Raw genomic sequence first — 26,882 nt, forward strand, 5'->3', positions numbered from 1 at the left:
GGAGAAGTTCAACGGAGTCTGGGCGAGTAGGTAGGTGTTGATCAAATAACCATCAAATAAGTAAGTTGTTGATTGATAGTTATTAATCCTGATTTCCTGTTTGTTTTGTGCGCACGGATCAAAAAGCGTGCTGCGTTAAAGTGATAGCTCGCCTGCCCAGAATGGGACGTACTTGGCGTGCTTTCTTCCTTGGTCGGGATCGCGTGGAGAGATCCAACCGGCCTCAATTGAGTCGTTGATTATGCGTGATGCGATCGCTCGGTTATGCTCTTCGATCTTGAATCGCTCCCGTAGGCTGCTGTTGGTCATTAGTTTCCGATGGACGAAAAGAAGACAGGCGTGGAGGTAGCATGCTTGGATCCGTTCCTCTTTGTCCATTTCCTTCAGTTCCTTGTAAGCAAACAGAACGGAACGTAGGGAATCGCCCGCCAACTCGAATCTAGGAGCCGGTAGTTGATAGTATTCGGTCTCGAAAACGACCTTGTCGATTCCGCTTCCGCGTTCCTCGCAAACGCCGATTCGTCTCATGAATGACGCGATCGCCTCGTTTCGAGACTTGGGAGGAGAGTCGAGAAAACGCTCTGGTTTTACCAGAGGCTGGCCAGGATTGGTTATTTCCATCCTGCTGTCGAAAATCTCAACCATGGGACCATTTCCTGTCTGGGAAAAGTCCTGATGTATCAAGGCGTTGGCTACGAGCTCCCGAATCGCTAATTCGGGAAACATGGGGAGCTTCTTTCGCAAGGCTTGTCCGATGACCTCGTTTGAAGGAAGGAGTCCGTTTATGTATTCAACGAGGCCTGAAAAACCGGCAGCATACCCTTTGGAACCGATTTGTTCGCGGACCGTTACTATACGACCTTCGCCCTTATACTGAATCACTCTGACTGCTTTGCGACGCAGCTCGCCGAAGCTATCTAGTTTTTTGGCGAAAAGGATAGCTCCGAGGTTGGTGATATTCCAAAGCCCGGCATCGTCTTGTTGGATGATGCTTTCGCTTTCGAGGGATTCGAGAATTGCCAATGAATTGGAGGGGAGGGGTAAACTTAGTAGTTCGAAATAGGAGGGAAAGTCGAGTAGGTCGAGAGCATCGTGACCATTCAAATGCGCCTTTGCTATGCGTTGTTCAAAAGGAGTCCTGTCGAATATTCGCCAGAGCTCTCGCTCGCGCTCTGGGTGCTCCTTTAGCTTCTTCTTGTAGGAGCCGATACGTATGTACTCTTGTCCTTTGAATTGCACGGGCTGACGAGCTGACGCTTGTATTTCAAGAAGGACTACAGTGTTCTCTCCGAATTGAAGGAGGTGGAAGCTGAAGTTCAGTTTAGGGGCGAGAAGCCGAAGCAGCCAGTTTTCCAACTCTTCGGCACCGACTTTGGCAGCGGAGGGGTTGAAGTTTGTACCCACAATTTCATGGCAAGTATCTTCGACACCCCAAAGGAGATAAGCGTAAACTTTTCCGCAGTAAACGGCTGAATTCGCGAGGGCGGAAATATACTCTCCAATCGCTTCGGGATCCTCGTTGTTATGCTTAAACTCAACCCATTCTGTTTCTTTGGGTAGCTTGCAAAGTTCCTCTACGAGACTGAGCAGATAGGTTTGCTTTTGGGATTCCATTACGCAGTCGCGGCCTCCTTGTCTACTTTCACGCGGCGTTTGCCGGTGAGGAGTTGTTGCATGAGGGCTTTCTTCTCTTGCTTGAGGCGGTCGAGCTTTTGCTGGAGGGTGGCGATTTCGGCGTCGGCGGTGTTGAGAGCGGCTGCGATCGCTTTTTGTTCTTCCAGGCTTGGAGCATTGATCTTCAGATTGAGAAGATCCTTTGGATTTACGCGACGGGCTTTTCTTCCTCCGTTTGCCAGTCCGATGTTTGATTTATAGAAACTTTCTCTGGAAACGAAATTGATTAGCCAACTTGAGTCCACTTTGGAGTTCAGATCAAAGGCTGGTAGATCAAGTGTCGACTCATAGCCGTCTAACTCGGAAGGGACGATTCCGAAAGCTCCATTGAGGAAGTCTAATTTGCTGTAGATGAATTGGCCTGCAGAGCGCTTATAGTATTTTGTCGATTCGCTACCGAGCCGCTTTTCGTCTTTTGCGAGAACTCCCTGTCCATAGAGTTTGACAGTGATTTTTTTCGCGACATCGCCCGATGACCCTGGAACCCGACTCTCGGTCATAAACGATTTCAATTTGACTGTTTTCCATTCAGCAAATCCCGGGAAGCGTTTCTTGCCGGTGAGGAGTTGCTGCATGAGGGCTTTCTTCTGCTGCTGGCTGTTGGCGAGTAGTTGTTCAGTGGTGACAATCGCCTCGTCCCAAATCGACAATATCTTCGCGATCTTCTTTTGCTCGGATAGAGGAGGGAGTGGGATCGAAAAGTCTCCTACTTGCTTGAGGCTTAGGCTGGGTTGAGCTTGAGTGGATGCCTCTTGAATGACTGTCCACTGTATCCGGCTGGACCTTAAGTTGTATGAAAGGAACTGTGGATTCAGCTTCTTGAAGTTGGGGCGAATTAGCGCGACATTTTGGTTGATGTTCGCGGGAACGACCTTCTCCTCTATAAGGCAACTATTTCCAATAGTATTACCAACGATGCAGAAAAGGGAATCGTTCTTCTGTAGCCGTGAGCGTTTGATAGACTTGTCCGCTTCTTTCGAAATCCACTTTTTCTTGTCCAACTTGATACGGCCTTCGATAGAGCAGTTGAAAGCACCGAGAAAGAGTATAGCATCCTCATTTTCATCGGTGAAGTCGTGGCCGTAAGTGGTCGGAGTTGCTCCTTTGGTAATTAAGGTTGTTACAGAGGAGAGGCGTGCTTCTTTAAAGTTAAGCACCATAACCCAACTCCTTTAGATGTTTGTCCATTTCGGTTTCGAGATCGGCGAGTTGTCGCTTTAGTATTTTCCGTTTCTCACGGATGTCCATGAGGTCGATCTCGGCTTCCTCGGCGAATGTGTCGACGTAGCGGGGGATGTTCAGATTGTAGTCGTTCTCGGCGATCTCGGCTTTGGTGGCGAGGTAGCTGTACTTGTCGACGACCGAGCGATCGCGGTAGGTTGCAAGGATCTTCTGGATGTTATCCTCGTCGAGCAGGTTCTGGTTCTTGCCGGCCTTGAACTCGCGGGAGGCGTCGATGAAGAGAACTTTGTCGTCAGCCTGTCGCTGCTTTTTGAATACGAGGATGGCGGCGGGGATGCCGGTGCCGTAAAAGAGCTTTTCGGGCAGGCCGATGACGGCGTCGAGCAGGTTTTCCTCGATGAGCTGTTGGCGGATCTTGCCCTCGCTGGAGCCGCGGAAGAGCACGCCGTGGGGCACGACGACGGCCATGCGTCCGGAGCCGGGCTTGAGGGTCTCGATCATGTGAAGGATGAAGGCGTAGTCGCCCTTCGACTTGGGCGGGACGCCGCGGCGGAAGCGGTCGAAGGGATCATTGGCAGCGTCTTCGTGGCCCCACTTGTCGAGGGAGAAGGGGGGGTTGGCTGCGACGATGTCGAAGTGGTGGAGGTCGCCGTTCTTGTCGAGCAGCTTGGGGTTGCGGATGGTGTCGCCCCATTCGATCTTGTGGTTGTCCTCGCCATGCAGAAACATGTTCATCTTGGCGAGAGACCAGGTGGAGCCGATGGCTTCCTGGCCGTAGAGGGCGTACTGCTTGCTGTCGTGGTGGTCGCGGATCTTGCGGCCGATCTTCATGAGTAGGGAACCAGATCCGCACGCAGGGTCGCAAATGGTGTCGCCTTGCTGGGGATCGAGCAGCTCGGCAATGAGCTCTGAGACTTCGGGTGGGGTGTAGAACTCGCCTGCCTTTTGTCCGCCGCTGGCGGCAAAGAGCTTGATCATGTATTCGTAGGCGTTGCCGATGACGTCGAGAGTGCCGACGCGGCTTGGGCGGAGATCGAGCTCGGGCTTGGCGAAGTCCTCCAGAAGGTGGCGTAGGATAGTATTTTTCTGCTTCTCTTCGCCGAGCTTGTCGGTGTTGAAGGTGATGTCCTGGAAGACGCTTTTGCCTACGTCGCGAAGCTTGTTGCCGTTGGCCTCTTCGATGGCGTGGAGAGCTTGGTCGATGCGCTCGCCGTTGCCCGGCTCGTGGCGATGCTGGTAGAGCGATTGAAAGGAGGCTTCTTTAGGGAGCTTGAAGCGCTCGGTTTCCATGAGGGCTTCGATCAGGTCTGGTTCGTCGCCATGCTCCTTCGCGTATTCGTCGTAGTGGTCCTGCCATACATCGGAGATGTACTTGAGGAAGAGCATGGTGAGTACAAAGTCTTTGTAGGTGTCGGCACTAATGGTGCCGCGGAAGGTATCGCAGGCGGACCAAAGGGCCTTGTTGATGGTGTCTTGGTTTACTTTTTCGGACATCGCGGATACAGGTGGAAAGGTTCTGGGTCTTAGGTGGAGGTCGGCGATCGCGGTCGGTACACCTTGGTTTGGAGGAAATGGTTAATCTCTGGTGGAGCGGAGCATTTCGTTGTTGGCGAGGGCATGAAGATTAAATTCCCCAACTTGGATGAGCCTTTCCGCGGTAATTCTCTCTTGGCGGATGGCGTAGACTAAGTCGTTCATAGCGATCTGTCGTTCTACGGAAGGTATGCAGATGGGGGTGTTTTCGAGAGTCGAACGCTTGATGCTCTTAGTTAGCGAGCCTGCCGCTTCTTTTTGAAAATAATTTTGGCTCGGTCCGTAGTTTAGCAAGAAGGCGAGGAACTCGTCGTAAATCTGTTCATTCGGCTTGATGCGCAGATGGAAAAAGTGGGGCGAGGCCACGTATGGCGAGCTGTCGCCCTTTATGCCTATTGCGAAAGCGTGATTGTGCACACCTCGAGCTGCGAAAACCAAATCCCCCTCTTCGAGTAGGTCGGGTTCCTTTTTGCCAGGCAGGTCGGTTCTTGTGCAGTTGTTCCAGTCAATACGCCGGCCTAACTGCACATTCTTGAGCTGAAGCACATAATGACTGCCGCGTTCCTTTTCTTCGACGGGGCCGCGAAATGGGTATCCAGGGAAGATCTCGACAATATCAGCTAGTCTACAGTGTTTAATGTTCATCGGTTATGATGCATAAAAAAGATAATGATCGTTTCTTTGTCAAGTGCTTCATGGGGGATGATGCAAATTATTTGAGGAATGCTTTGGTTTTCGCTCCATTTCTGTACGCGTCCGGAATTCGGAGGATCACGCGGCGCGCTATTTGGGTCAGTGACTCTTGCAGAATAGGTAGCCTCTCGGGATTTTTGATCCTTTCTGCCAAATGCAGATAGAGGTCCATTTTACGTGTTCTGGGGTCGAGGTCTTGTTCTCGGGCGTATCGGAAGAAGCCTCCAAAGGATGATATCTCCTTAGTGCGAATTGCCGACAGAAGATCTTCAAATTCCTCTATGCTGGCGAAAAATATGTTTCCCAGTGGAACGGGAAGCGGGTCGCCATATTTCTCTCTCAACTTCGAGAGCATGGAATCGCCGAGAATCGATTCGAGGTCGTAGCTAGAGCCCAGATGCAAGTGATCGTAAGTGACTATAAGCAGGAAGGGCTCACACGGGTTAATGCGAATTTCTCTTTTGAGGCTATCGCTCGAAAGCGCTCTTATTTGCGTCTCCATGCCCTGTTCTATCCCTTTTTGGACTGAGGTTCTAAGCTTGGAGATTAGGTAGGATGTCGATCTTGCGATGCGTGCGGGAAGGTTAGCCTCGACGCCTTTGGCATCGATCAGGATGTTGCACTCGTCCTCTCGGATCAGGAAGTCGACGCATTTACCTTCGCCGCCAAATGTTCGGTTAAGTTGGTTCTCTGACAGGCAGTCGACCTCTGCGGATCTGAGGCAGTCGTGGACATAGGCCTCAAAGATGCGACCGAACTTCACACCAAAGCTCGGATTGCCAGTCTTGAGAGTCCGGTAGATTACGGACTCTATTCTTCTTAAGACCAGTCTTGGAGACAGCACTCGGTACTTTGATTGACCAACTCGAATAATGGGGGTGTCTAAAAACGGCGAGGGAAGGATGCTTTGTTCGGCGATTGTTTGGTTTTTGAAATCGGGATCGTTGGCGAGTCGACTTTGAACTTCTGTTGGCGTTGTAGAAATAAGCACGAGGAAATCCTCGATAGCCGAAGGAGGTAGCGAATCTTTGATCAGTCTGTATAGCTGCGGCTGTATTGTGCGTGAAGGTGTGCGGGCTATGAAGATTGTTGCAGTGGCGTAGCAGAGATCCAGGCAGTCTAGAATCGAGATTCCAGTCTGTTTTTTGAATTGTGTTTGATACTCGTGCCCGTTTTTCAGCCCGCCAAATAGTAGGTTCATCCGGGCGATAGCTGACCCGTCTGGACCGCGTTGCAGGGCGAATTGCTGGTAGGAAAGCGTTCGCAGAAATAGTATCACGTGCTCGTAATCATCCGGAAGCGAAAGGGCATCCATCTCGTGGATTTGGTTCAAAAGCTGGTGGAAGTCGTTTTGAGTCGCATCAGGCCTGCGATGGGCAACCGTATCGATTTCCTGAATGGACCACCTCAATAGCAGCAACATGTTCCAGGGTTGGAAGTGGCGCATTACCTCTATCCCGCGATTTTCGACTTCAAAAAGCTTGTCTGCTACGAGCTTGAGGATGCTATGGGGATTTAGCTTTCGGAGCTTGTTGCGAATCGGTTTGTAGGCTGCGAAGTGAGGATCGTTTTCGGGCACGTTGCAGGATGATTAGGCGTGCAATGCATACCTGTCGAATCAGATGCTCGGTTATGCTATACAATTATTTTGGCAAGAGCCTGGGACGCCTAAGCGTTGCGCGAAGGGCTGAACATTATCGCCATCCTCGCGTATCTCGGCCCGGTGAGGATAAAGCCCGATACTTCGATTGAGTGCTGTCGCGGCTGTATCCAGAATTCTCTATTTTTCGCATGCCTAAGCTCGTCAGACTTGAATCTCTGCAAGGCAATTCGCGAAGTTCGCTTGAAAGGCCGCTTCAGGCGTTTCCTTTCCGGATTGTGATCATGTGCAGGGCGGACCGGACGAATTGATATTCTATGGAATACTCGTCGCGCAGGAACCTGATCCGGCATATGTCGAAACCCATCTCGTCCTCGGTCGCTTCCGTGAACTCTATCGAGTTCCGCCTGGCGAATTCCTCCGCTTCGCCTTTGTCCTCAAATACCCTAAGGCTTTCGTCGCATGCGAAAGGGCCGCCCGCTAGTGTGCCCAGGCTTTTGATGAACAGCTCCTGCAGCTTCCTTTGGTCGTCGAAGATGAACTCCAGCCCGAGGGAAGGGATTTGGGCTACGTACCGATCGGGCCGGTTTTCGTACTTCCGATCGTACTCGTAGACGACGCTGACATCATGCCGCTCGAATAGGTCGACAAGGGGTTCCGATTTCAGGTCGGAACCAAGCAGTTCGAGATAGTTCATCTTCATACTGGTCCAATCGGTATCAATGCTAGGCCGGTTTTCCAAGGATGCCTTGAGTTCCCTTGCCGACGGCAGAATACGATATCCACACAGTTCGCTTTTTCCTCAACGAACAATCCGAGCCCCGCTTCGCGCGACTCGTCTTGTTCCACCTCAACCATTTTCTTGAATGGATCCTTTATTGATTGGGATTCCGGGTCATGCCCTTGGAGAGGCTTCGCCTTGGCGACCATCAGTTTGCCCCAGCCGCGTCGCCTTGGTGGCGGAGGACGTATCTCCCGAAGAGGCCAGTCGGCACGAAGCAGTGAGTCGAGTGGTATACGCTTCCCCTATGTCGGCTGGCTTGCGGCCGTTCCGCCAGCCAGAAGTCCCAATAGTCGAAGCAGGCGTCGTATACTTTGCGGAACGCGCCGAATGGGATCAGCACCGACCTGCCGGTGCTGGGAAATATCCACATCAGGTGGGTCGTCGTCTTGTCCTGATAGCCGCGAACCTCGTTTTCGACGCAGGAGTATAGCTCGACCGCGAGATCGTCCACGCCCCAGGCCAGCGGGTCTTCACCCCTGACCTTAATGTCTACGCAATAGCTTCCGTTGCGGGTAAGCACCACATGGTCGGTTCCCGACTTGTCCTGGTTTTCGGTACCGATCCGGTATCCTATGTAGTCGCGGAAATAGCGGGCGTAGTGGTTGCCGACGGGAAAGTCCGCCGAGCGTCTGCAAGAGTCCAAAAGGTCATTTTCGAAATGTCGGGTCATGGCCCGATATTAGGCCCCGCTCGGTCCCGTTGCAATCTTTAATGTAAACAAAAAACGGATACGTAGCTCCGATTCGGACCTTGACTCCTTCACTTTCCTTCGAGCGCCAGCTCGAAGCCATCTCAACAAGTCGCGGCAAGCGTCCCCTGCCGCGATCCTAAAGCCGCCGTCCAGTAGGCGGTATACGAAAATTGGGGACAAAAACCAAATCCATAAAACTAATGTTCATATCCAAAGAAAAAGTCGCCGAAGTGAAACGCCGCGTATCCCTAGCCGATATCGTAGCCCAAGACACCGATCTCTTCGATCGGGATGGCTACTTCGTAGGGGAGAGCCCATTTTCGGGCAAAGGAAACGAAGGGCCCATATACGTAAATACGGACCTCAACCGCTTCTCCTGCCAGGTAACGGGCGAAAGGGGGGATAATATAGCCTATATCATGCTTAGGGATGACGTCTCCTTTCTGAACGCCGTCCGCTACCTGGCGAAAATCGGCGGAATAGAAGTATCCGGCCAGTCGCGACGTCCGGCCAGACGCTTAGCTCCGCCCGCCTATCCAGAGCTCAACTTCGGACCCGACTGGCAGATGCCAGCCAGCCGAAGGACAGCCTGACCTTCAGGCCAGCTCCGCTCTCGGAAAGCGTGTCATTCGCCCAAAGCCACGCATAGCGAAGGCCACCCGGACAAGGGCGGCCTTCGCTATTTTTAAGCCCACTCGGCCAAAGGTTTTCTTTGAGAGATCACAGAGAATTAGAAGTCCAGTGCTCTTCTTGGCAGAGGAACTCACACTTATAGTCTTTATGTGGTTTTCACTAAAACTCAGCGTCCTTAAAAAGCATGCTATCATGCAAGTTCCGGTGATCCCGAAACATTGTTAGATAGCTTGAGTGAAACTGAGGCTCTCTGGGGAAATGCTGCGATTTCAGTTGATTTTTTTCACAGTAAAGGAAGGTTTGACGACGGATTGCGAGTCCTGGCTCTCATCTCGCGAGTTTTCGGGGTCCGAAACCCCTTGCCAAATTTAGTCTTCGGTAGGTAGCCGGTATCGCGATTAAGCGTACTCTGCAAAAAGTGGAGATGGGTTTGGGCGGCCCTGTGGAACTGGGCGAAAGCACACAACAAAAATGGTTTTGGCTGGCCAAATCTTGTGTTTTTTCACCCCAAACTTTTTTGGTAACGAGACTGACAATCAATGAAGCCTAGGGGCAACAGTCCATGAATTTTGACCACGTGTAGAGTTGTGAGTTTTGCCTGCGATATCCTCGATCTGTAGAGCTTGATGTTTTTGCAGGCTGCCTGAGTTCCTTCCACGGAGATGCGATCGACGTTTAATTTCCAACACTAAAACTGGGGCGATCATCGCTCGGATTTTGCTCCTCTACATCCAGGACTAGCTTCTTAAATTTCTTTGGTTTTTGAATTCGTTCTCGGATGAATTCTTCTAAAAACTTGAGTGCTTACCGCCCTGCCGGTTAAAGCTGCTCCGGTGTTCTGGATTGGTTTAGCGAGGATTCTCTATCCGATTTTCTTCTTCATCAATCTAGGTCAAACAGCTTAAATCTTCTTTTTAGCTCATGATTTTCAGGCAGATTTTGCTGATTCATGGCTTTGAAAAATCGCAGACTGGAGCATATCTTCTCCATCCGATTTCGGACTTTTTCAGCTCGGCAAGTTGGGCATTTCGAGTGATTCAACCAACAATTCCTAAATTAGTTTCAGCTTAGTTCTAGCTCCAACCGAGAAGTTTCCTGTTCGGTCTAAGATAGGTTTTGCTTTGTTTTTTCAGCAAAGATAACTTTGCTTTCACCCATTGGGATTACTGTATCGTTGGAGATGAATTCCGGCTGCATCACAGAGTAGGGTTAGCCTCAAATGCGGTTGTAGGTGCTCTCTCGACAGATAGTTTTACTTTGTCGGCGCAAAGGAATACGGAGCAAATTTTTTCACATGTTGAAGGATTTCGGTCAACGCCGATTGCCTAGGCATGCAGCTTTTTCCTCCGGCTAAGCTTTAGGGAAAGCCAGACAAGGTATCCATTTTGGGAAAAGTTAGCCCTTAAATGTTTAGGCACATAACACCTATTCTAGCTCCCTAGCATTTTTCCGGTGCCAGAGTTGGCAAGTACCCAAAGCCTCTGCGGTTGCTCGTTGTTCTGTTTGAAATCAGCGAAAACAGGGTAATACCCTACCGCATTCCTTAGGCATAGGTGCTTCGAACAGTGGCAGTTTTTAATCGCCAGATGATACTAGCGTCCTCCGACCTCTTTGCATGTTTGGTAACTTTACTAGGTTATGTCTGTAAGTTTCGGAAGCTTAGCTGAACGATAGTCCTGATGGATTGGAAGCATGTACTTTGGTTCTTAGAGTGATCTTAACCGGATGGACATTGCAGCTAACTATCGAACTCAATTTACGATTCCCATGTTCTCTCAGTAAGCATGGCTGTCGTTTGTTTTTCTTTTGAGTTGCGTGTTAACATTGTCAGATGAGCAACGCGTCCTTCTGAAGAGTTCACTGATGGATCGGTTACTTGACGACTTCCAAAATAGTTTCCGAATCGACTATTAGCGGGATCTAGTTTTTCCGGGCGAGTAGCCGGTTTGGCGTTTGAAGGCGGCGGAGAAGGAATAGACGGAGGCGTAGCCGACTTTGCTTGCGATTTCCTCAATGCTCATCGTGGAGGATTTCAGCATGACGCTGGCACGGCTCATTCGGAGTTTGGTTAGATGCCTCATGGGGCTGCGCTGGTAATCCTTTTGGCAGAGTCGCCTCAGATGCTCTTCGCTCATATTCGCGGAGCGGGACATCTCCAAAGTCGTCCAAGGGTATGCCAGGTTGCTCTCGACTTTTTCCCAGAGCTTCCAAAGTCGTTGGTCGACCTCCTCGGAACCGGCGAGTCTGCGAGCGTTTGCGTCGAGTATGGTTACAAGCGCGGCCATGACATTCGGCTGAGCGGGGCCAGACGCTTCGTGCAGAAGCATTGAAACGGTTGTTTCGAAGTCGTTAGACGGCGAGTCGACGAGTTCTACTTTTTGCCCTTTTAGGGCGGGGGATGATGGGTGGTCGTCGAAGAAGATCCACGCAATGGTCCATGGTTCCGAACCGGCGATTTCGAAGCCATGGTGCTTGCCGACAGGTCCCAGAAGGGCTTGCCTCGGTTCCCAGTCGACAGACTGCCCATCGATCAATGTTCGCCCCTTTCCGGAGACCGAAACGATGATGTGGCTGTGTACTGAATTGAGTCTGACAATGCGGTAGGGCGGCTTAAGCACGCTGTATCCTACCCAGATGAAAGGGGCGTTTTTGAGGATGGGGAAACGTTCGTTGTCCAGTGCCCGTTCCCGGCACTCGGGACCTATGATGTGGGTTTCGCTTAAAAACTGGTTGGGGGCAGACATTGTCATTCTTGTCCTTTTACGGTTAAATAGACCGATGCGCAGAAGAAACTTACCCATTCGAACCCTTCTTTACTCCCTCCCGATTCTAGTCGCCGTTTCGGCATCTTCCCAGGTGATCCAGATCAATAGCGTCTCTGAAGATCCGGGGGAGCAAAAGCTGGAAATCAGCTCGGAACTGCCCAAGCCAAGACTTACGAGCAGCTCGCTGGGCGAGGTCTCTTTGTTGCCCGGCCTTTTCCAAGAGCGGCGCGAGCTGACGAAGGCGTACCTTCTGCGATTGGGTACCCGAAACTTGCTGCAAAATCACATGCTTGAAGCCGGCATACGGATAGACGACCCTTCCGAAAAACTGCACCAGGGCTGGGAGGCTCCGCACTATCAGTTGCGCGGGCATTTCGCGGGTCACTGGCTTTCGGCAGCTACTCACTACGCAGCGGTTGACCATGATCCCTTGATGGCTGCTCGAGCCAGAGAGGTCGTTGAGCAGCTTGAGCATTGTCAGGAGTTGAATGGTGGCCAATGGGTCGCTTCCATTCCGGAAGAGTACTTCGCCTATTTGGTTGACGGTAGGCCGATTTGGTCACCCCAGTACACGCTACATAAGACTCTGATGGGATTGTTTGACGCGTATCGGTTTTCTGGTGATGAGGAAGCTTTGGCGGTCCTTGATAAGGCGTCCATCTGGTTCGACGACTGGACGCGGCGTATGATCGATGAAGGTCATGGCAAAGCGGTCTATGGCGGCGAGTGCGCGGGCATGCTTGAGCTCTGGGCGGATCTGTATGCCGTGACCGGAAATGAACGCTACTTGAAGCTAGCGTCCCGCTACGCGATGCCGGACCTGTTCCGTCGCCTTTTGGAAGGCGAGGACGCGTTGACGAACGACCACGCCAACGCGAGCGTGCCTTGGATTCAAGGAGCGGCACGCTTGTATGAAGTAACTGGAGACGAACGCTACCGAGAGGTTGTAGAGGCGTTTTGGAAACAGGGAGTCGAGGATAGGGGAATGTTCGCTACGACGGGTAGCAACGCAGGCGAATTTTGGATTCCTCCTCAGCAGTTTGGACGCTTTCTCGGAAGCCGCACGCAGGAGCATTGCACCGTGTATAACATGATACGTGTTGCCGACTATCTGTATCGCTGGACTGGAGAAGCCCGCTACGCGGACTACATCGAACGGGCATTGTACAATGGAATCCTCGCTCAGCAGAATCCCCACACCGGGATGATCGCCTACTTTTTGCCGAACGAACCCGGCTCCAAAAAGGTTTGGGGAACGGAGACGCATGACTTCTGGTGCTGTCATGGAACGCTGGTGCAGGCCCAATCGATGTATGAGGATCTTGTATACTACATTTCGGACGAAGGAGTGACAGTAGGGCAGTTCCTGGCTTCCGAAGCTGCCTTTGGCGCAAGCGGAAATGAGATTCGTATTCGCCAAATGGTAGACACAAGCGACCGCGGGCAGAATTTCGTTCGTACCGATGAGCTCACCCGTTTTGTTGTCGAGCTCGCCGTTGAAAGTGAGAGTACGGATCCTTGGGTTTTGAAAATCCGTCAACCCAGTTGGGCGATTGGGAAAGCGGAAATCACGATCGACGGCGTACCGGTCAAGGCCGGTTTGTCCGACGATGGCAGTTTGAAGATCGAGCGCAAGTGGACTGAATCCACCGTTCGCGTAGCTTTTTCGAAGCGTTTGGTACTCGAGCCACTCCCGGGAGGCGAAAACCGATTCGCGCTTCTCGACGGACCGGTTGTCTTGGCCGCTTTGACCGAGTCTGAGCCAAGTCTTTCCTTGGATTCCATAGTTTCCAAGTACGAGCACCAGTACGTTTCGGGGCGCGATTGGCAGTCCGGACATTATTTGGCCAAAACCAAGGAAGGTTCGGTTTCGCTAGTCCCAATCTACGAAATCGCCGACGAAGCGTATACGACCTATTTTCATGGAGAAGAGTAGGGAGAGTATCCGTAAAACAAGTACGTACCACTTTGCGGAGGCTTTCTGTTTGGCTCGAGGGAAGGAAGGTCAATACTGTCTCGGCAAGAGAATGGTGTTTGGATGATAGTCTCCTCTAGTATTTGAACTTCCTCTGCTGAATCTTTGAGCCTATATCAGAGCCTTGCCGCCTTCGGATGAACGAATCGCTTTGAGGAAATCTCCTCTAGATGCACGACCTTGATCAATGGAAGGGCTTCCTCAAATTTGGCCTCATGGGTTACTATGACCAAGGTTCCGTCGTATTCACTTAGTGCATCGATGACTATCTGACAGGCTTCGAAGTCCAAGTGATTCGTGGGTTCGTCCAGCACAATGACTTGTGGAGATTTAAGTGAAAGGCAGCAAAGCACGAGTTTGACTAGCTCTCCGGAACTCAACTCGCTCACGAGCTCGTTGCATCTCGATCTATGGAATTGAGCGAGAGAAAGAGCGTGCATGCACTGTTGTGTGGTAGATCGGGATTCTTCAACTAGATAGTGAAGAATGCTTAATTCTTGTCTGAGGCTACATATCTCTTGGGAAAGGTACTCTATGCGAACGTTGGGTTTGACCTCTATTTTCCCGTCAAGAACAAGGCCCGGTTCTGTAAAGGATCGGAGAAGTGTGGTCTTGCCGATTCCATTGTGACCTTTTATAAGCCACTTCGATCCTGCGGTTATATTGAGATCAATGGGGCCAAGCTCGAAGTGCCCGGAGTATCCTACGGTTGCGTTGATCACGGATATAACAGGCCTGTGGCTCTTGTTGTTCGATTGTAGGTCCCATCTAAATACAGGCTTTTCGAAAGGCTTGGTGGGGTCAGGCAGGCGATCGTACCTAGTCTCCATCGCTTTTGCTTGCCTTGCAGATTTCATTGAACGCTCTCGAGCAGCTTTGATTCTTCCTTTGTCGTTGTCTTTAGGTTTCTTGTATTGGCCTTTTATGGCCCAGTTTCGCTTCTTGTTGATAGCTTGTTCCAAGCGTTTCTTCTCCTCCTTTGCCTGAAGGTATTGATGACAGCTCGACGAGAGTTGTCTCGACTTCATTTCGAGGTAATCCTGGAATAGACCTCTGAAACTGACGATGGATGAGCCTTCGTCTTCTATGCGTATATAGCGGTTGAGGCTATCCTCGAGCAACTCGCTGTTGTGAGTTATCGATACGATCGGGATTGAGGAGTTCTGTATAGCGGACTGTAGCCAGTGGATGCCAGCGGCATCCAGGTCGTTGGTTGGTTCGTCGAGGCATGCCAGTTCCGCTTGCGAGCTGAACGCGATAGAGAGTTCTAACTTTCGCTTCTCCCCTCCGGAGAGTTCGCAGAGTCTTCTCTCGAGGTCGAATTTTCGGGAAAGACCCATTCCATGCATCGCTTTGATCGCTAGAGCTATCGTTTCGGAGTGGATGGCTTGGTCGTGCAGATGTTGCAGAACAGTCCTATCGCTCGATTGGTAGGTGATCTCCTGAGGAACGTATGCTATATCTCCTCTGCTAGGTCCGGCTCTGTGTCCCCGGAATGTTCGATCGACGTCTGCGAGAATTCTCAGGAGTGTGGATTTTCCAGATCCGTTCGGGCCGATTATGAACGTGTTCTCATCGTCCTCCACGCTGAGGGATACATCGACGAGAACGCGCTTGTCGTTGTACGACTTTCTAATGTTGGACAGTTCTACTCCGATGGCTCCAGACCGGTTGAGTTTGTTTTAAGTGAGTCTGAAACCATGGCGTAGGTTGCTACCGCAAGCAGAAGGACGGCCGCCCAGAGGAGAATGGACTCGATGCTGAAGACTGTAGAAAAGAAGCCGCTCGCAATGATCGCAAAGGGAAGCCCGAGGGATCCGAAGAATTCGAAGCTTGAAATGGACTTGCCGAGGATGTCGATATCGACGGTTTTCTGAAATTCGGATACGACTTGAATTGAGGATACTACCATTGTCATCGATATCATGCAGACGCAAACCAGGCTGAGTGACGTGTGGCTCGTAAATGCGATCACTGCGGTGAAGAGGGCGAGAAAACTTGTGGATACCACGAAGAACTTTTTGTCGGCTGGCAACTTGAGGAGCGGTAGTGTTAGAGAACCAAGTAGCCCCCCGATGCTCATGGAGACATAGTGCAATCCAAGAAGGGCTTCATTTCCCGGGTGAAGCCTGTCCACCACTGACGGCAGGAGTATCATTACTGGGGCTAGCGCTAGATTGCCGACTGCTGCCCAAATGATAAAGAATCTTAGCCGCTTAATTTTGATAGTGTACTTAAATCCCAACAGTAAATCGTTCAACTGGAAGGAGTTCTCGTTTTCGCGATTTTCCAGTTTCTTTGGAATCTTCAGGAAGTACCCCACTAGTGCGACGATCGCGAAAGATGCCACGTTTATTCCGATCGCCGTGATGGATCCGAGATGGGCCAGTAGAAAGCCGCCTAGTGCAAAACCTAGAATGTTGGATATTTCGCTGGCTGACCGGATCGCGGAATTCGCTGAAACAATATCTTCATTCTGAGTTGTCGCGGGCGTTAGGACGTAGACAGAGTTATGGTAAGCAGTATTGAAGATCGATTCTATTACATTGAAAATGATTATAGAAGCCGTGAGATATTTGGAATCGGTGTAGGCGAGCAACGCTACACCGATCAAGGGGATCGTTTGCGCGGTTGCCGATATTGAGAGGATTTTCTTCGGATTGTATCTGTCGACGATTGCTCCGGCTATCGGCTGGAAGAGGATATCGGGGAGCATTCCCGACAGGAATACCAGCGACACAAGAAGCGGTGACTTACTCGAGGAGTATACAATGGATACTGACCAGATGGTGAAAAGAGCATCGCCGAAGGTGGATGTTGAAGTTCCGAACCAAAGTTTTAGGAATTCGGGGTTTCGTTTGAATATACTCATGCGGACCTTGGTTGGGACGCGCTGTATAGAACCTTTCGAAGGTTCTGGTCAGGTTGTATCATTTTTCTCGTCAGCCTATCGTGGGTGGCTTTCCAAGTTTCGAAATTGCAATGTTCCTTGTAGCTGCAAGTTTGGCAGTGCGGGCAATCGGGGTAGTTTGTATTCTCGAGGGCGTTGTCGTTGTCGAATAGAGGTTGTATCTCTTCCCGCGCTGAAGGTCCGAATAGGTCGACGAGAATTGATTCGACTTTGGTGCTGTCTTCGAGGTGATGCATTAACAGGAAGAACTGTTTGTACAGAGACAGTATCGAACTGTTGACTACATTTACCATTTTCTCGTATTCCTGAAGGCTTTGGAACGCGAGCATGTAGTTGCCTGTTGAGTGAGCGAGACGTGCTATCGAAAAGTACGCGTCGAAATCAGACGAGCCTCTTCGAACTCTAGAGAGATGAGGAAAAAGAATCTTCGTCGAGTTGTCTGTGCTGAAGGAGTATTTGAATTCTGGAGACTTTATTATTCGACTGAAAATTTCCGTAGCTAGTGATTGTTGATCTGATGATGCATTTTTCCCTCGCCTAAGGATTTCGGCAGCCTCTGGATAAGCTAGTATGTCGGCGATATGCTCCTCTGTGGCAGAGTATGGATTTGACAGTTTGGATACATGAATGTTGAAGGCCGGAAAACCGAATACGGTGTTGTTTCTAATGTAGATATCCAGACCTCTTCCTTTTAGATGGGTCAACAATAGCTTGAGCTTCGCCTCGTTGGGTTCATCATGAATTTTGAAGCAGTCCGGAATTGTAGAGGTAGTGCGGGTCTCGTTTATGTATTCGCTTCTGTATCTCCCAGTTCCGGTGCAATAGCTTTTGGTTAATTCCAACCTTTCATTGTGATGTTTCGTCAGGTAGGTGTCTTGCAGACTTTCCTTGAAAGACTCTATGTTTAACCCTTGGAATATTTCCGTTATGGTTCGCTCTATTGCGGTCTTGATATGCGTGTCTGACCCGAAGCCTACTTTGTAGTGACTGTTTTCGAGGTCTACTGCGACGACAGAGATTACGGGGAATTCGCCGTTCAGAGAAGCGTCGAGTACCTTGATTGCGATTCCATGCTTCCTTAGCTTCGAAATCATCCCTAGCACGCCAAGGGACTCCAGTAGAGAATCTTTGAAAATGGGGAATGTTGCTTCTTTTTCATAGACTGCTCGTATGGAGTTTCTTTCGAAGATCTCGAACAGACCTTGAGTGATGGCTTCCTCGGGCGTATTGCCGGCGCACATACCGTTTGAACCCATAAAAACGGAGTGCAAGCGATTGGGGAAGCGTATGATCCGACCGGAGTTGTAGTGGAAAGCTGGTACGGTGGATATCTTGTCGCGCGCTTGAATTACCTTTTCTGAAGCTCCTCCGATTATCTCGGAAATTAGTTTTCGTTCAGTAGGGTTGAGCGTTTGGACGTCAGTGTATTCCTCATCTGCGAAGAAATGGGGTTTCGAGCTGAGTGATTTGAAGACAGGGTTATTGTAGAGGGCGTCATTTTGGAGTCGTTCCATGAACTCGGCGTATGCACTGGCTAAAGCCAGTTCTTTGGTCGTGCCTTTACCGTTCGTACTTACTCCGTTATTAATATCTTCGACGGTCACGGAGTAGATGCCTGACGTCGCTTCAATGAACGAAGTCTCGGCAGTGAGAATCTCTAGATCTCTCAGTGAGTCGCGGATCAATGAAATTGTTTGTGAAGGTAGCCTGTCTTTCATGGAAAATGGTGTTTTCGACTATCCGTGAGGATAGTCGAAAGTTTCTTTATAGACCGCCTAGGATCTGCTTGTGAGCTAGGTTCATTCTCGGATTGCGAGTGAACAATTTGAATTCGTCTTCTAGTTTTTCTAGTGCTTTCATATTTTGTTTTTACGAGTTAGATTTTGCCTTGTGGCAACCTTGTAAAAGCAAAAATACCTAAATTCAAAAAGTAAAAAACACTAAGATTTTAACGAAATAAGGCAGTCCAATACGCTTAATTAGACACGCCTGCTCCTTCTAAATATTTTTGAATGGTCGGCTCTCAGGAGAGGTATGGGAGATCTTAGCAAACCCGAATCTGGATTCGAATTTACCGAGATATTTGAAATTAATTGTGCAAGTACCCAATCCTTCGGAATAAAATGTGGGCGTGTCTTACCGTTTCACCTTTTTCCGAGCGACAATTCCTATGCTCCGATCTTTGCGATCAATACGCAAAGGTCGTCTTCTTCTTGGCTGCGACGAGTAAAGTTCTGCAAGGATTTGTGCAACGAATCCAATTTTTCGTACAGATTTGTTGATGCATCTTCGATGAGAAACTCCGAAAGACGCTTCTGCCCAAAGGGTTCTTCGTTTTGATTGCGGGCTTCGAGGATTCCATCGGTGAAGAAGGCGATGGTTTCCTCTTCTTCCAACGGAAAGCTGAAGGTCTCGAACTGCGTTTGGGGTGTGAGGCCGAGCGCTGGGTTGATAGGGAAGGGATTCTCTTGCTCCGAGACTACATAGCCCTCCCTAATTCGGAAGAAATGGTTGCTTCCGTTTTGGCAGACTTTTGCGACTTTGTTTTCGAAATCGAGAACGCAGCAAATGCCTGTTGCAAAGACAATCTGCTCTGTTCCTTCGAGCCAAGCGTGAAGTCGGTTGTTGATCTCCAGCATGAAATCTTCGGGAGATTCGCAAGTTCCCTCCAGCTCCTTGACCGCAGCATAGAGCATCGCGGTTATCATCGCGGCACTGGCCCCGTGCCCCATCACATCAGCTAGGAAAATTACGGCCTGCCCGTTTGGCGTGAGGGTGATCGAATAGAAGTCGCCGCTTAGTTTAGTGGAAGCTACATGCTTAACCGCGAAGCGAACTTTTCGCGATCCGTCCGGATTCGAGAAAATGGGGAAGGCTTGTTGCAGCAGGCTTTTTTGAAGGCTTCTAGCGAGCTCCATCTCGTCGGAAAGCTGCTTGTGACGTGCTTTCTCGTCTTCCTGGAGCCGCTTCGTTTGAGTAATGTCGCGAGAGATGCCGTAGGTCCCGAGCACGAAACCAGACGGTGAGAGGAGAGGACGTTTATAGGAGTAAACCCAAATCCTGTTGTCGTTCCAAGTTACGTACTCCTCCTTTTCGAGGTAGGTTAACAGCCCCTCAGCTAGACTACGTTCGTCCGAGTCGGCGTCATGGGCATGCTCAGGATCGAAGAGATCGTAATCCGTTTTTCCAATCGCTTCCTCTGGCGAGGACAAACCGGTGGAGTCAGCGAGGTATTTGCTAACCGCTAAGAATCGCCCTTCGCGATCCTTGAAATAGATGTATTCAGGAAGTTCGGACAGGAGTCTGAAAAGAAGGCTGCGGGCGGACACGTTTGGTCCAATCGGGAGCGGCGCATCAGACGGAATTTTTGTAAGTTTTGCTCTAGCAGAGAGAGCTTGTTTCGCTTGCTCAATTGTTTCAGAAAAAGCGCCCTTCCTCGATTCGCAAAAGAGAACGTTCTTTCCGATGCCGGGAGAGTGGCTTAACTGCAGGCTCTTTTCTTGGTATTCATCTGTTGAAAGCAGAAAGATGGTTACTGGAGCGGAAGTCCATTCCGAGAACGTGTGGCCAAGTTGAACGGGATTTGAATGGGCGCAGCCGACGATGATCAGCTCAATCATCTTCGGAGTGCCGCTTAAGGGAGGAGAGGGGAATGAAGTGCTCTCAGAGATCTGGGGATCTATTTCCGAAAGCCAACGGAGTTCTTCGTTTGAGCATTCAATCGCTACCGCTCTCATGGTTGGGAATTAGGTTGCGGATTTAGGTGGTGTTTCTGGCTAAGAAACCTCGACAGGTGCCGCGATTATTCAGTTAGGCGAAAGTTGATTAGGCAGTTTTCTAAATAGGCTAGACTGTAAGAAAGCGACATAGAGCATAAGAATTGAGGCTAGAGTGGCCTCAAACAGTATGAAAAAGTTAATGCGAAAAGAGATAGAGCAAATATCTCCGTAGTTGTAATGGCCTAGCACCAGAAGGCTCGCAGATGAATAAATGTAGAGGGAAATGCATCCGAGATGAAATCGGTCTTTTTTGAAAAGTACGTAACCTAACGCAGCGAAGGGAGTCATCGCGAACCAGAATGCGTCGACTATATGCGGATTGAGCCAATCGGGCTCTGGATATTGGTGAAAATAGTAGATGTTATCCACGTAATGGAGAACGGTTGCTATCACGTTTGCGACTAGCAACCAGAAGAGCATTCGGTTCTCGCGCTTGGGCATTTGTGTTGAAGGTTTCATCTGGACTGCCTTGGCTAGTATATTGGCTCTAGTGAGAGATCAGGAATTTGGATACAGAAACGTAATCGTCACTGCTTCCCCAAGTAGTGGTTTTCGCCTGCCAGAAAAATCGCTCACCGAGAACGGTCAATGTCAGGGTATAGTCGCCATCTTCGAGCTTAGGGCTGAGGAATTTAAGCGACTCCTCAGTGTAGCGACAGTAGGTTTCCACAATCGTCGTTAACACGATGTTTCCGTCACGATCCATTATCTCGACTTTGCCGAAACCGCCATCCGATCTAGCTACGCTATAAAATCCAACCTGAGTACCGGAGAATTCAAGGGAGAGCGTATCTCCTTTCTGATTGGAACGAAGATCGGAAAATCCTTCTGCGTCTGTGTGTTTTTCCCAACTACCTGATAGTTTTGTCCACTTTTTATTCTGGGGGTCGATCGCTTTTCCTTTCAATGGGTAAGTCGTCCACTCGCCAGTCGAGGTGTTAACCTGCCAGCTTTGCTGGTACTCGGGCAGAGTGATTTTTCCATTATCGAAAACGAGAGGTTGCCAAACGTAGGTGGCTGCAGAGTTTTGGCGTGGATGAGCCCATCGATCCCCCATGTACATGTAGGTTGTCGTTTTCGAGCCTACGATGGGAAGCACGTAGGTGCATTGGGAGTTCCAAGTCAGTGAGCCTTCTGGAGCGAAGTGGCCTTGCTCTTTCCAAGGACCCCTCAGGTCGGTAGCGGTGAAGTAGTAGTTGTCGTTGCGTTCCCAAGCAGTAAGTCCGGAACCGATCCAATAGTAGAGTCCGTCACGCTTGAAAATAACCGGGGATTCGCAGGCCTGGGTCATATTTTCTACGATCTGTACGTCGACGCTTTTGTAGTCGTCGCTAAGTCGATAAAGGTTTCCGGAGTGGGTAATTAAGTAGCCGATCCCGTCGTCGTCCTGAAAGATACCCATATCCCATTTACGGATACGGTTACCATCGAATTCTAGAATGCCCTGAAACGTAAACTCGCCATCGATGCGATCGCTCGTCGCGTAGCCGACTGCTGGATCCTTGTAGCGAATGTCATCTGTATGCATGTACATCACATACTCCCCTGTGCTGGGGCATTTCATAACCTTTGGCCTTTCCCCAACGGTATTAGGTCCGAGTCTTCCCTCTTTTTGAACGGGAAGCGCTATGTTTTCGAAGGTCCAATTGACCAGGTCGGTTGAGGAGTAGCAGCTAAATCCGCTGAACTCATTTCCACCGTCGTTTTTAAATTCTCCGAAAAGGTAGAATCGATCGCCATCTTTTATGATGCCTGCTCCGTGAGCGCTGACCATGTCACCTTGATCATCGTACCAGGCTATTCCAGAGTGAATCGCGGCGAGCGAATTTTTTATGAGCTCTGCTTGGGCGATGCTTAAGCAAAGAAAGAAGAAGATAAATGAAGGTAGCTTTATCATTGGGATTTGGTGGAATAAGGGATGAGGAAGCGTTTGGCTAATTAGTAGTTATGGGAAGGATCTCTCATTTCTGCCACATAGAATCTTAGCAGAGCGAGGCAGATTAGTATATTCAATAGGTAGGGGATTGTGATCGATCCGAATAGCATTGTTCCGAGGTCGTAGTGGTCCGAGAGTGTGCCTATGAGAGTAGAGAAACCCGCCAAGCTTAGGCCTTGGCAGAGGGATGACATGATGGCGAAACTTGCGCTGCGTAGTTGAGGAGCGATTACGTTGGCTAGCATTGGGAGAATGCACCCGGCGAAGCCCACGGGGAATATTGCGCTGCTGGCGATAGCGACTGCCCAGTCCGCATAGATGTTACTCCAGATCGGAAAAAATTGCATCGCAGTGAAAAGGGAAAATGCGATCGAGTAGGCGATCATTAAATACAAACGTCCGGCCATTGGCCAACGTTCTTCCATTCTGTCTCCCAAGAATCCGCCTGCGAGGGAACCTGCAATCATGAAAATCTTCATCACTCCGATTAGTACAGCCGCCGACTGTATGGAGTGTCCCCGTTCCTCGACGAGGAAGGTGGGCAGGAAAACTGGGATTAGCATCCCTGTAGCGAAAATGTGGATAAGCGTGAAGAGAATGAAATGTGGAGTTACAGCGAGCCGCCCAAACTCACCCCACTTGAAGGGAGCTGATTCGAGTTTTATATGCTGCTCGATGGAGCCTAGTCTAATGGCTAGGCTAATCGCCAGGATCGCTTCCAGAGCACCGAAACTCAACAAAGCGAAACGCCATCCATCTGATAGGCCACCGAACCATCCGATCGCAGCCACAAGCACTCCGCCGGCAAGCCCTCGTAGGGCTCTGACTGCTCCGAATGCTTTTCCGCGGTCCTTCGGGTCAAATAGTGTAGAGGAAAGGGTGAAGGTGAGTGGCTCAGCCGCTACAGCAAAAAGAACGCTTACCGCATACAGCGTAATAAGCTGAGAGTAGTTTTGGGATAAGCCAGCCGTAACCATGGCCGAGCTACTGGCCAGAAAGGTGACTAACAAGATTCTCTTTTGTCCAAATTTGTCAGCGCTGAATCCCCAAATGGTACCAAAGGTGGCGCGAGCCAAAAGGTAGATGGATGAGAATGTTCCCAGCTGTTGATTGCTTAACTCGAAGTCCTCTTTGAGGAGAGGAAATAGGGTGGTGAGGACTCCGATTTGCGAAAACGCGAGCGAGTACAATGCCGATACCAGAACGATGGCTAGCCATTTAGCGGAAGCAGGATTGGAGGTATGCATCGGCATCGTTTTGGGGTGGTATCGATAACGTGGAGATAGGTTTTCCCAAGAGTGATTTAACTCGTCTTGTCAGGCTCTTTTGCGATGCTTCTTCGGTAGGCGGCAGGGGTGGTACCAGTGCTTCTTTGGAAGGCCCGAATCAAATGGAAGCGACTGGAGAATCCGCTATCCAAGGCAACCGCTTCGAGTTTTAGTTTCTTGTCGGTAAGCAGTTTCTTTGCGTTCTCTACCCGAACTCGTGTAAGCTCCTGGTTCATTGTGAACCCTAGGTGCTTTTGGAATGATGATTGAAGGCGGCGAATGGGTACATCGATTTGATCGGCGATATCGGATACTCCTATTGGCTCACGAAAGTGGTCGCGGATCATCCTGAGGGCGATCGCCGCCTCGGGGTCTGGGACTGCCACGGTGTCGGTGGACTTGCGAATGGTAATTCCTACGGGCTCGATAGTTTTCTCCCGCTCTGGCGTCCTCTCTCCATTCATAAGCAGATGTAGGGATTCGGCCGCTCTGTAACCGATCTCTTCAAAGTTGCAGTTTACGCTTGTGAGAGGCACTTCGGCCGCATCGCACATGATGCGAGTATCATCGGCTCCCACGATGGCGACTTCCTCCGGCACCCGCAACCCGGCGTCCAGGCAGCTAGTCATCAGAGATATGGCATTCAAGTCGTTCATGGCCATCAATCCGATCGGCCTTGGAAGTGCTTTGGGGTCCTTAGCGAATTCTTCGAAAGTCAATTGGGTACATTTCATTCCGCTCTCTTCCGCTTGCCGGCAGAAGGCGTTGCAGCGGGCTTGTTCGACGGGATTGTCTGCGAAGGAGACGAAGGCGACCTGTTTGAAGTTAAGACTCGCCAGGTGTTTGGCCCCGAGGCTTCCGATCAGATTGTGATCCTGGAGAACTTTGGATGAAAAGGGATAGTCGCCGAAGGTCTGGAGGCCAACTGTAGGGGTTTGGGAAGATTCGATGAGCTCGATCAGGGGTTTGATGGGACTAGAAAATCCAGGATTAGCTATGATGCCGTCACCCCTCCACTCAGAGAGTGATGGTATGGCGTGGGTCCATCTCATTTTGCAGTCGAGGATCCAGCTTTGTTCGGCGGCAAATTTAGCGACTCCTTCGAAGACCCGATCTTCCCACCAATAGAGAGCCAATAGAACTCGCCGGCGGGGACTACTCACTTTGATCCAGAAGTTTGCTTGATCCATGAAATCTCTCTTGGGGAATAGCTACGCAAAACGTCAACTTAAATGCGTTAAATGACACTTGAAACGTGTTGTAGCTTCTTGTCCCATAGTGTTGGTTGTAGTCTCAACCTTACTATTAACCCCTCAAAACCCTTTTTTATGACTTGTCTCAAGAGAGCCTCGAGGGCTCTTGTCGCTGCGTTGTTCAAGTACTCTCGTCTCAACAATGGTTCGATGGGGTATATTTGACTGTCATTTGATGAAGGCGACGTGTCATCCCTGAGAAATGGGCTACGTTTGAAAACGTGTTTCCGATGGAGGCTAGAAGCCTGCGGAAACCATCCCAACCCCAAAGTCGCTTAGGTGACGCCGCAACAAAGTTCAAGTTCGGAGAATTACATTAATGATTGATAGTTTTTATTTACGCAAAGCGCGGTCCGTCGGGATCCTCTCTTTCGGGATTCTTTTAACCGGATCGCTACCTGGCGCTTTAACCGGTCAGACCATGAAAGAAAACAGTGTCGGCGAGTCGGTCGGATACATCGACTTTAATAAGAATGGGAAAATGGATACGTATGAGGATCCTTCCCAATCTGAAGAGATGCGTATTTCAGATCTCCTGTCTCGGATGAGTTTGGAGGAGAAGGTCGCCCAGATGACTACTCTGTACGGTTTTTCTCGTATCCTGAAGGACGAGCTTCCTACCGAAAAATGGGAGGATCGCATGTGGATTGCGGGGATTGGAAATATAGATGAGCAGATAAACGGCAACGAAGGTTGGACCCAGAATTTGCCTGACCCAGAAAACGATCTTCCTTGGTCAAACCACGCGTCTGCGCTGCGTGAGATTCAGCAATGGTTTATCGAAAAGACTCGTTTGGGCATTCCGGTTGATTTCACGAACGAAGGTATTCGCGGCCTGATGCACTCCAAAGCAACTAGCTTCCCTGCAGAGCTTGGTGTGGCGAGTACTTGGAATCCTGAATTGGTACGTAATGTCGGTCGCGTTACGGGCCGCGAAGCGAAGGCGCTTGGCTATACAAATGTGTATTCACCTGTCTTGGACGTGGCTCGCGATCCGCGTTGGGGACGTGTGATCGAAAGCTACGGCGAAGATCCGTTTCTTGTTGGAGAACTGGGCTTGCAACAGGTTCTTGGAATTCAAGAGCAGGGTGTCGCCTCCACTTTGAAGCATTTTGCGGTTTACGGAGTTCCCAAAGGGGGGCGCGATGGACATGCTCGCACTGACCCGCATGTAACTTGGAGCGAGGTGCAAAATACATATCTTGCCCCTTTTAAAAAGGCTATTACGCAGGGTGGCGCCTTGGGAGTGATGTCCTCGTACAACGACTACGACGGAATTCCGGTCCAAGCGAGCAAGCTCTTCCTACAGGATATTTTAAGAGATGAATGGGGCTTCGAGGGCTATGTGGTCTCGGACAGCGGAGCGGTAGAGTTCCTCTATGAAAAGCACAGAGTGGCGGCCACTCCGAAGGAAGCGATACGTCTTTCGGTCGAAGCTGGATTGAACATCCGCACTCACTTCACGCAACCGGAAGAGTATGCGGAGCCATTGGCTGAGCTGGTGGAAGAAGGTCGCCTCTCTATGGATACGATCGATTCGCGAGTGTCCGATATTCTTCGGGTGAAGTTCCGATTGGGATTGTTTGACGATCCATATGAAACCAAGTCGATCGATACCGACTTGGTGGTGCGTTCTGAGGAGAATCTAGCGATTTCCCATCAGGCTTCCCGTGAATCGATTATTCTTTTGAAGAACGAGGGCGAGCTGCTGCCGCTGGAAGGTGACTATCAGAAGATTCTCGTTACTGGTCCGATGGCGGACGATCAGCGGGCGTGGTGGAGCCGCTACGGCGCTCAGCGTCTCGACTACGTCACTCCATTGGAGGGCATTCGCTCCGCGTTGGATGGCAAAGTGGAGATCGTATATGTCAAAGGCGTAGAAGCGGCGGATGAGAATTGGCCCCTGAGCGATATCTATAAAGAGGCTGCCTCCGCTGAGGTACAAGCCGGCATCGACGCTGCCGTGGCAGCTGCAAAGGATGTGGACGTGATCATCGCTTGCGTTGGGGAAACGGATGCTCAATGCCGCGAGTCGCAAAGCCGCATCAGCCTTGATTTGCCGGGTTACCAGAACGAGCTCTTGCAGGCCCTGAAGGCAGCAGGCAAGCCGATCGTTCTCGTTTTTTCCAATGGTCGTCCTCTCAGCGCTCAATACGCTATCCGTAACTTCCCATCTATCGTTGAAATGTGGTTCCCAGGGGAAGA

General features: G+C 50.3%; 19 protein-coding genes. 3 read left to right on the forward strand and 16 right to left on the reverse strand.

The features are described 5' to 3' along the window. Positions 1 to 135: 135 nt before the first annotated feature. The 7 genes from H5P27_RS08520 to H5P27_RS08550 form a co-directional block, all read right to left on the reverse strand. Positions 136 to 1,614 (reverse strand): ATP-binding protein, encoded by a 1,479-nt coding sequence (locus tag H5P27_RS08520; protein ID WP_185659969.1) that lies wholly within the window; start codon positions 1,612 to 1,614, stop codon positions 136 to 138. Continuing rightward, positions 1,614 to 2,834: a restriction endonuclease subunit S gene (locus H5P27_RS08525; RefSeq protein ID WP_185659970.1), complete on the reverse strand. Its 1,221-nt coding sequence runs from the start codon at positions 2,832 to 2,834 to the stop codon at positions 1,614 to 1,616. The genes H5P27_RS08520 and H5P27_RS08525 overlap by 1 nt, the downstream gene beginning before the upstream one ends. Then, positions 2,824 to 4,350, reverse strand: a complete 1,527-nt coding sequence (locus tag H5P27_RS08530) for a type I restriction-modification system subunit M (RefSeq protein ID WP_185659971.1) — start codon at positions 4,348 to 4,350, stop codon at positions 2,824 to 2,826. The genes H5P27_RS08525 and H5P27_RS08530 overlap by 11 nt, the downstream gene beginning before the upstream one ends. Before the next feature lie 81 nt (positions 4,351 to 4,431). Beyond that, positions 4,432 to 5,034 (reverse strand): restriction endonuclease subunit S, encoded by a 603-nt coding sequence (locus H5P27_RS08535; protein ID WP_185659972.1) that lies wholly within the window; start codon positions 5,032 to 5,034, stop codon positions 4,432 to 4,434. Positions 5,035 to 5,101: 67 nt separating this feature from the next. Continuing rightward, entirely contained in the window at positions 5,102 to 6,661 is a 1,560-nt protein-coding gene (gene gapS1, locus H5P27_RS08540) for a GapS1 family protein (protein ID WP_185659973.1), read from the reverse strand. A 277-nt stretch (positions 6,662 to 6,938) separates the two neighbouring features. Next, positions 6,939 to 7,385 carry a hypothetical protein gene (locus tag H5P27_RS08545; RefSeq protein WP_185659974.1) on the reverse strand — a complete coding sequence of 149 codons (447 nt, stop codon included), beginning with the start codon at positions 7,383 to 7,385 and terminating at the stop codon, positions 6,939 to 6,941. A gap of 226 nt (positions 7,386 to 7,611) precedes the next feature. Further along, positions 7,612 to 8,136, reverse strand: a complete 525-nt coding sequence (locus tag H5P27_RS08550; protein ID WP_185659975.1) for a hypothetical protein — start codon at positions 8,134 to 8,136, stop codon at positions 7,612 to 7,614. A gap of 221 nt (positions 8,137 to 8,357) precedes the next feature. Between H5P27_RS08550 and H5P27_RS08555 the strand changes: the two genes are divergently transcribed. Continuing rightward, a complete protein-coding gene (locus H5P27_RS08555) occupies positions 8,358 to 8,750 on the forward strand; it encodes a CHC2 zinc finger domain-containing protein (protein ID WP_185659976.1) in 393 nt (130 codons plus the stop codon). Positions 8,751 to 10,700: 1,950 nt separating this feature from the next. Here the strand turns inward: H5P27_RS08555 and H5P27_RS08560 are convergent. Next, positions 10,701 to 11,534 (reverse strand): helix-turn-helix transcriptional regulator, encoded by an 834-nt coding sequence (locus tag H5P27_RS08560; protein WP_185659977.1) that lies wholly within the window; start codon positions 11,532 to 11,534, stop codon positions 10,701 to 10,703. Between the two features lie 112 nt (positions 11,535 to 11,646). Here H5P27_RS08560 and H5P27_RS08565 point away from each other — a divergent pair, with 112 nt between their 5' ends. Next, positions 11,647 to 13,491, forward strand: a complete 1,845-nt coding sequence (locus tag H5P27_RS08565) for a beta-L-arabinofuranosidase domain-containing protein (protein WP_185659978.1) — start codon at positions 11,647 to 11,649, stop codon at positions 13,489 to 13,491. A 155-nt stretch (positions 13,492 to 13,646) separates the two neighbouring features. Here the strand turns inward: H5P27_RS08565 and H5P27_RS08570 are convergent, their stop codons facing one another. The 8 genes from H5P27_RS08570 to H5P27_RS08605 form a co-directional block, all read right to left on the reverse strand. After that, positions 13,647 to 15,188: an ATP-binding cassette domain-containing protein gene (locus H5P27_RS08570; RefSeq protein WP_339382573.1), complete on the reverse strand. Its 1,542-nt coding sequence runs from the start codon at positions 15,186 to 15,188 to the stop codon at positions 13,647 to 13,649. Continuing rightward, entirely contained in the window at positions 15,179 to 16,402 is a 1,224-nt protein-coding gene (locus tag H5P27_RS08575) for an MFS transporter (RefSeq protein ID WP_185659980.1), read from the reverse strand. The genes H5P27_RS08570 and H5P27_RS08575 overlap by 10 nt, the downstream gene beginning before the upstream one ends. Continuing rightward, entirely contained in the window at positions 16,399 to 18,159 is a 1,761-nt protein-coding gene (locus H5P27_RS08580) for a YcaO-like family protein (protein ID WP_185659981.1), read from the reverse strand. Before H5P27_RS08580 ends, H5P27_RS08575 begins: the two co-directional genes overlap by 4 nt. 450 nt (positions 18,160 to 18,609) lie before the next feature. Next, complete coding sequence (locus tag H5P27_RS08585) at positions 18,610 to 20,178, reverse strand: SpoIIE family protein phosphatase (RefSeq protein WP_185659982.1); 1,569 nt, start codon at positions 20,176 to 20,178, stop codon at positions 18,610 to 18,612. Between the two features lie 69 nt (positions 20,179 to 20,247). Continuing rightward, positions 20,248 to 20,679, reverse strand: coding sequence for a hypothetical protein (locus H5P27_RS08590; protein WP_221774650.1), 432 nt, complete (start codon positions 20,677 to 20,679; stop codon positions 20,248 to 20,250). Between the two features lie 28 nt (positions 20,680 to 20,707). Beyond that, a complete protein-coding gene (locus H5P27_RS08595) occupies positions 20,708 to 22,117 on the reverse strand; it encodes a family 43 glycosylhydrolase (protein ID WP_185659983.1) in 1,410 nt (469 codons plus the stop codon). Positions 22,118 to 22,158: 41 nt separating this feature from the next. Continuing rightward, positions 22,159 to 23,409, reverse strand: coding sequence for an MFS transporter (locus H5P27_RS08600; RefSeq protein ID WP_185659984.1), 1,251 nt, complete (start codon positions 23,407 to 23,409; stop codon positions 22,159 to 22,161). A gap of 50 nt (positions 23,410 to 23,459) precedes the next feature. Next, entirely contained in the window at positions 23,460 to 24,614 is a 1,155-nt protein-coding gene (locus tag H5P27_RS08605; RefSeq protein WP_185659985.1) for a substrate-binding domain-containing protein, read from the reverse strand. Positions 24,615 to 25,098: 484 nt separating this feature from the next. On the opposite strand from H5P27_RS08605, the gene H5P27_RS08610 reads away from it, so the two are divergent. Next, the coding region (locus H5P27_RS08610; protein ID WP_221774651.1) for a glycoside hydrolase family 3 protein at positions 25,099 to 26,882 on the forward strand (1,784 nt) is incomplete at its 3' end.

It is taken from the genome of Pelagicoccus albus (genome assembly GCF_014230145.1).
GTDB classification, from domain to species: domain Bacteria; phylum Verrucomicrobiota; class Verrucomicrobiia; order Opitutales; family Opitutaceae; genus Pelagicoccus; species Pelagicoccus albus.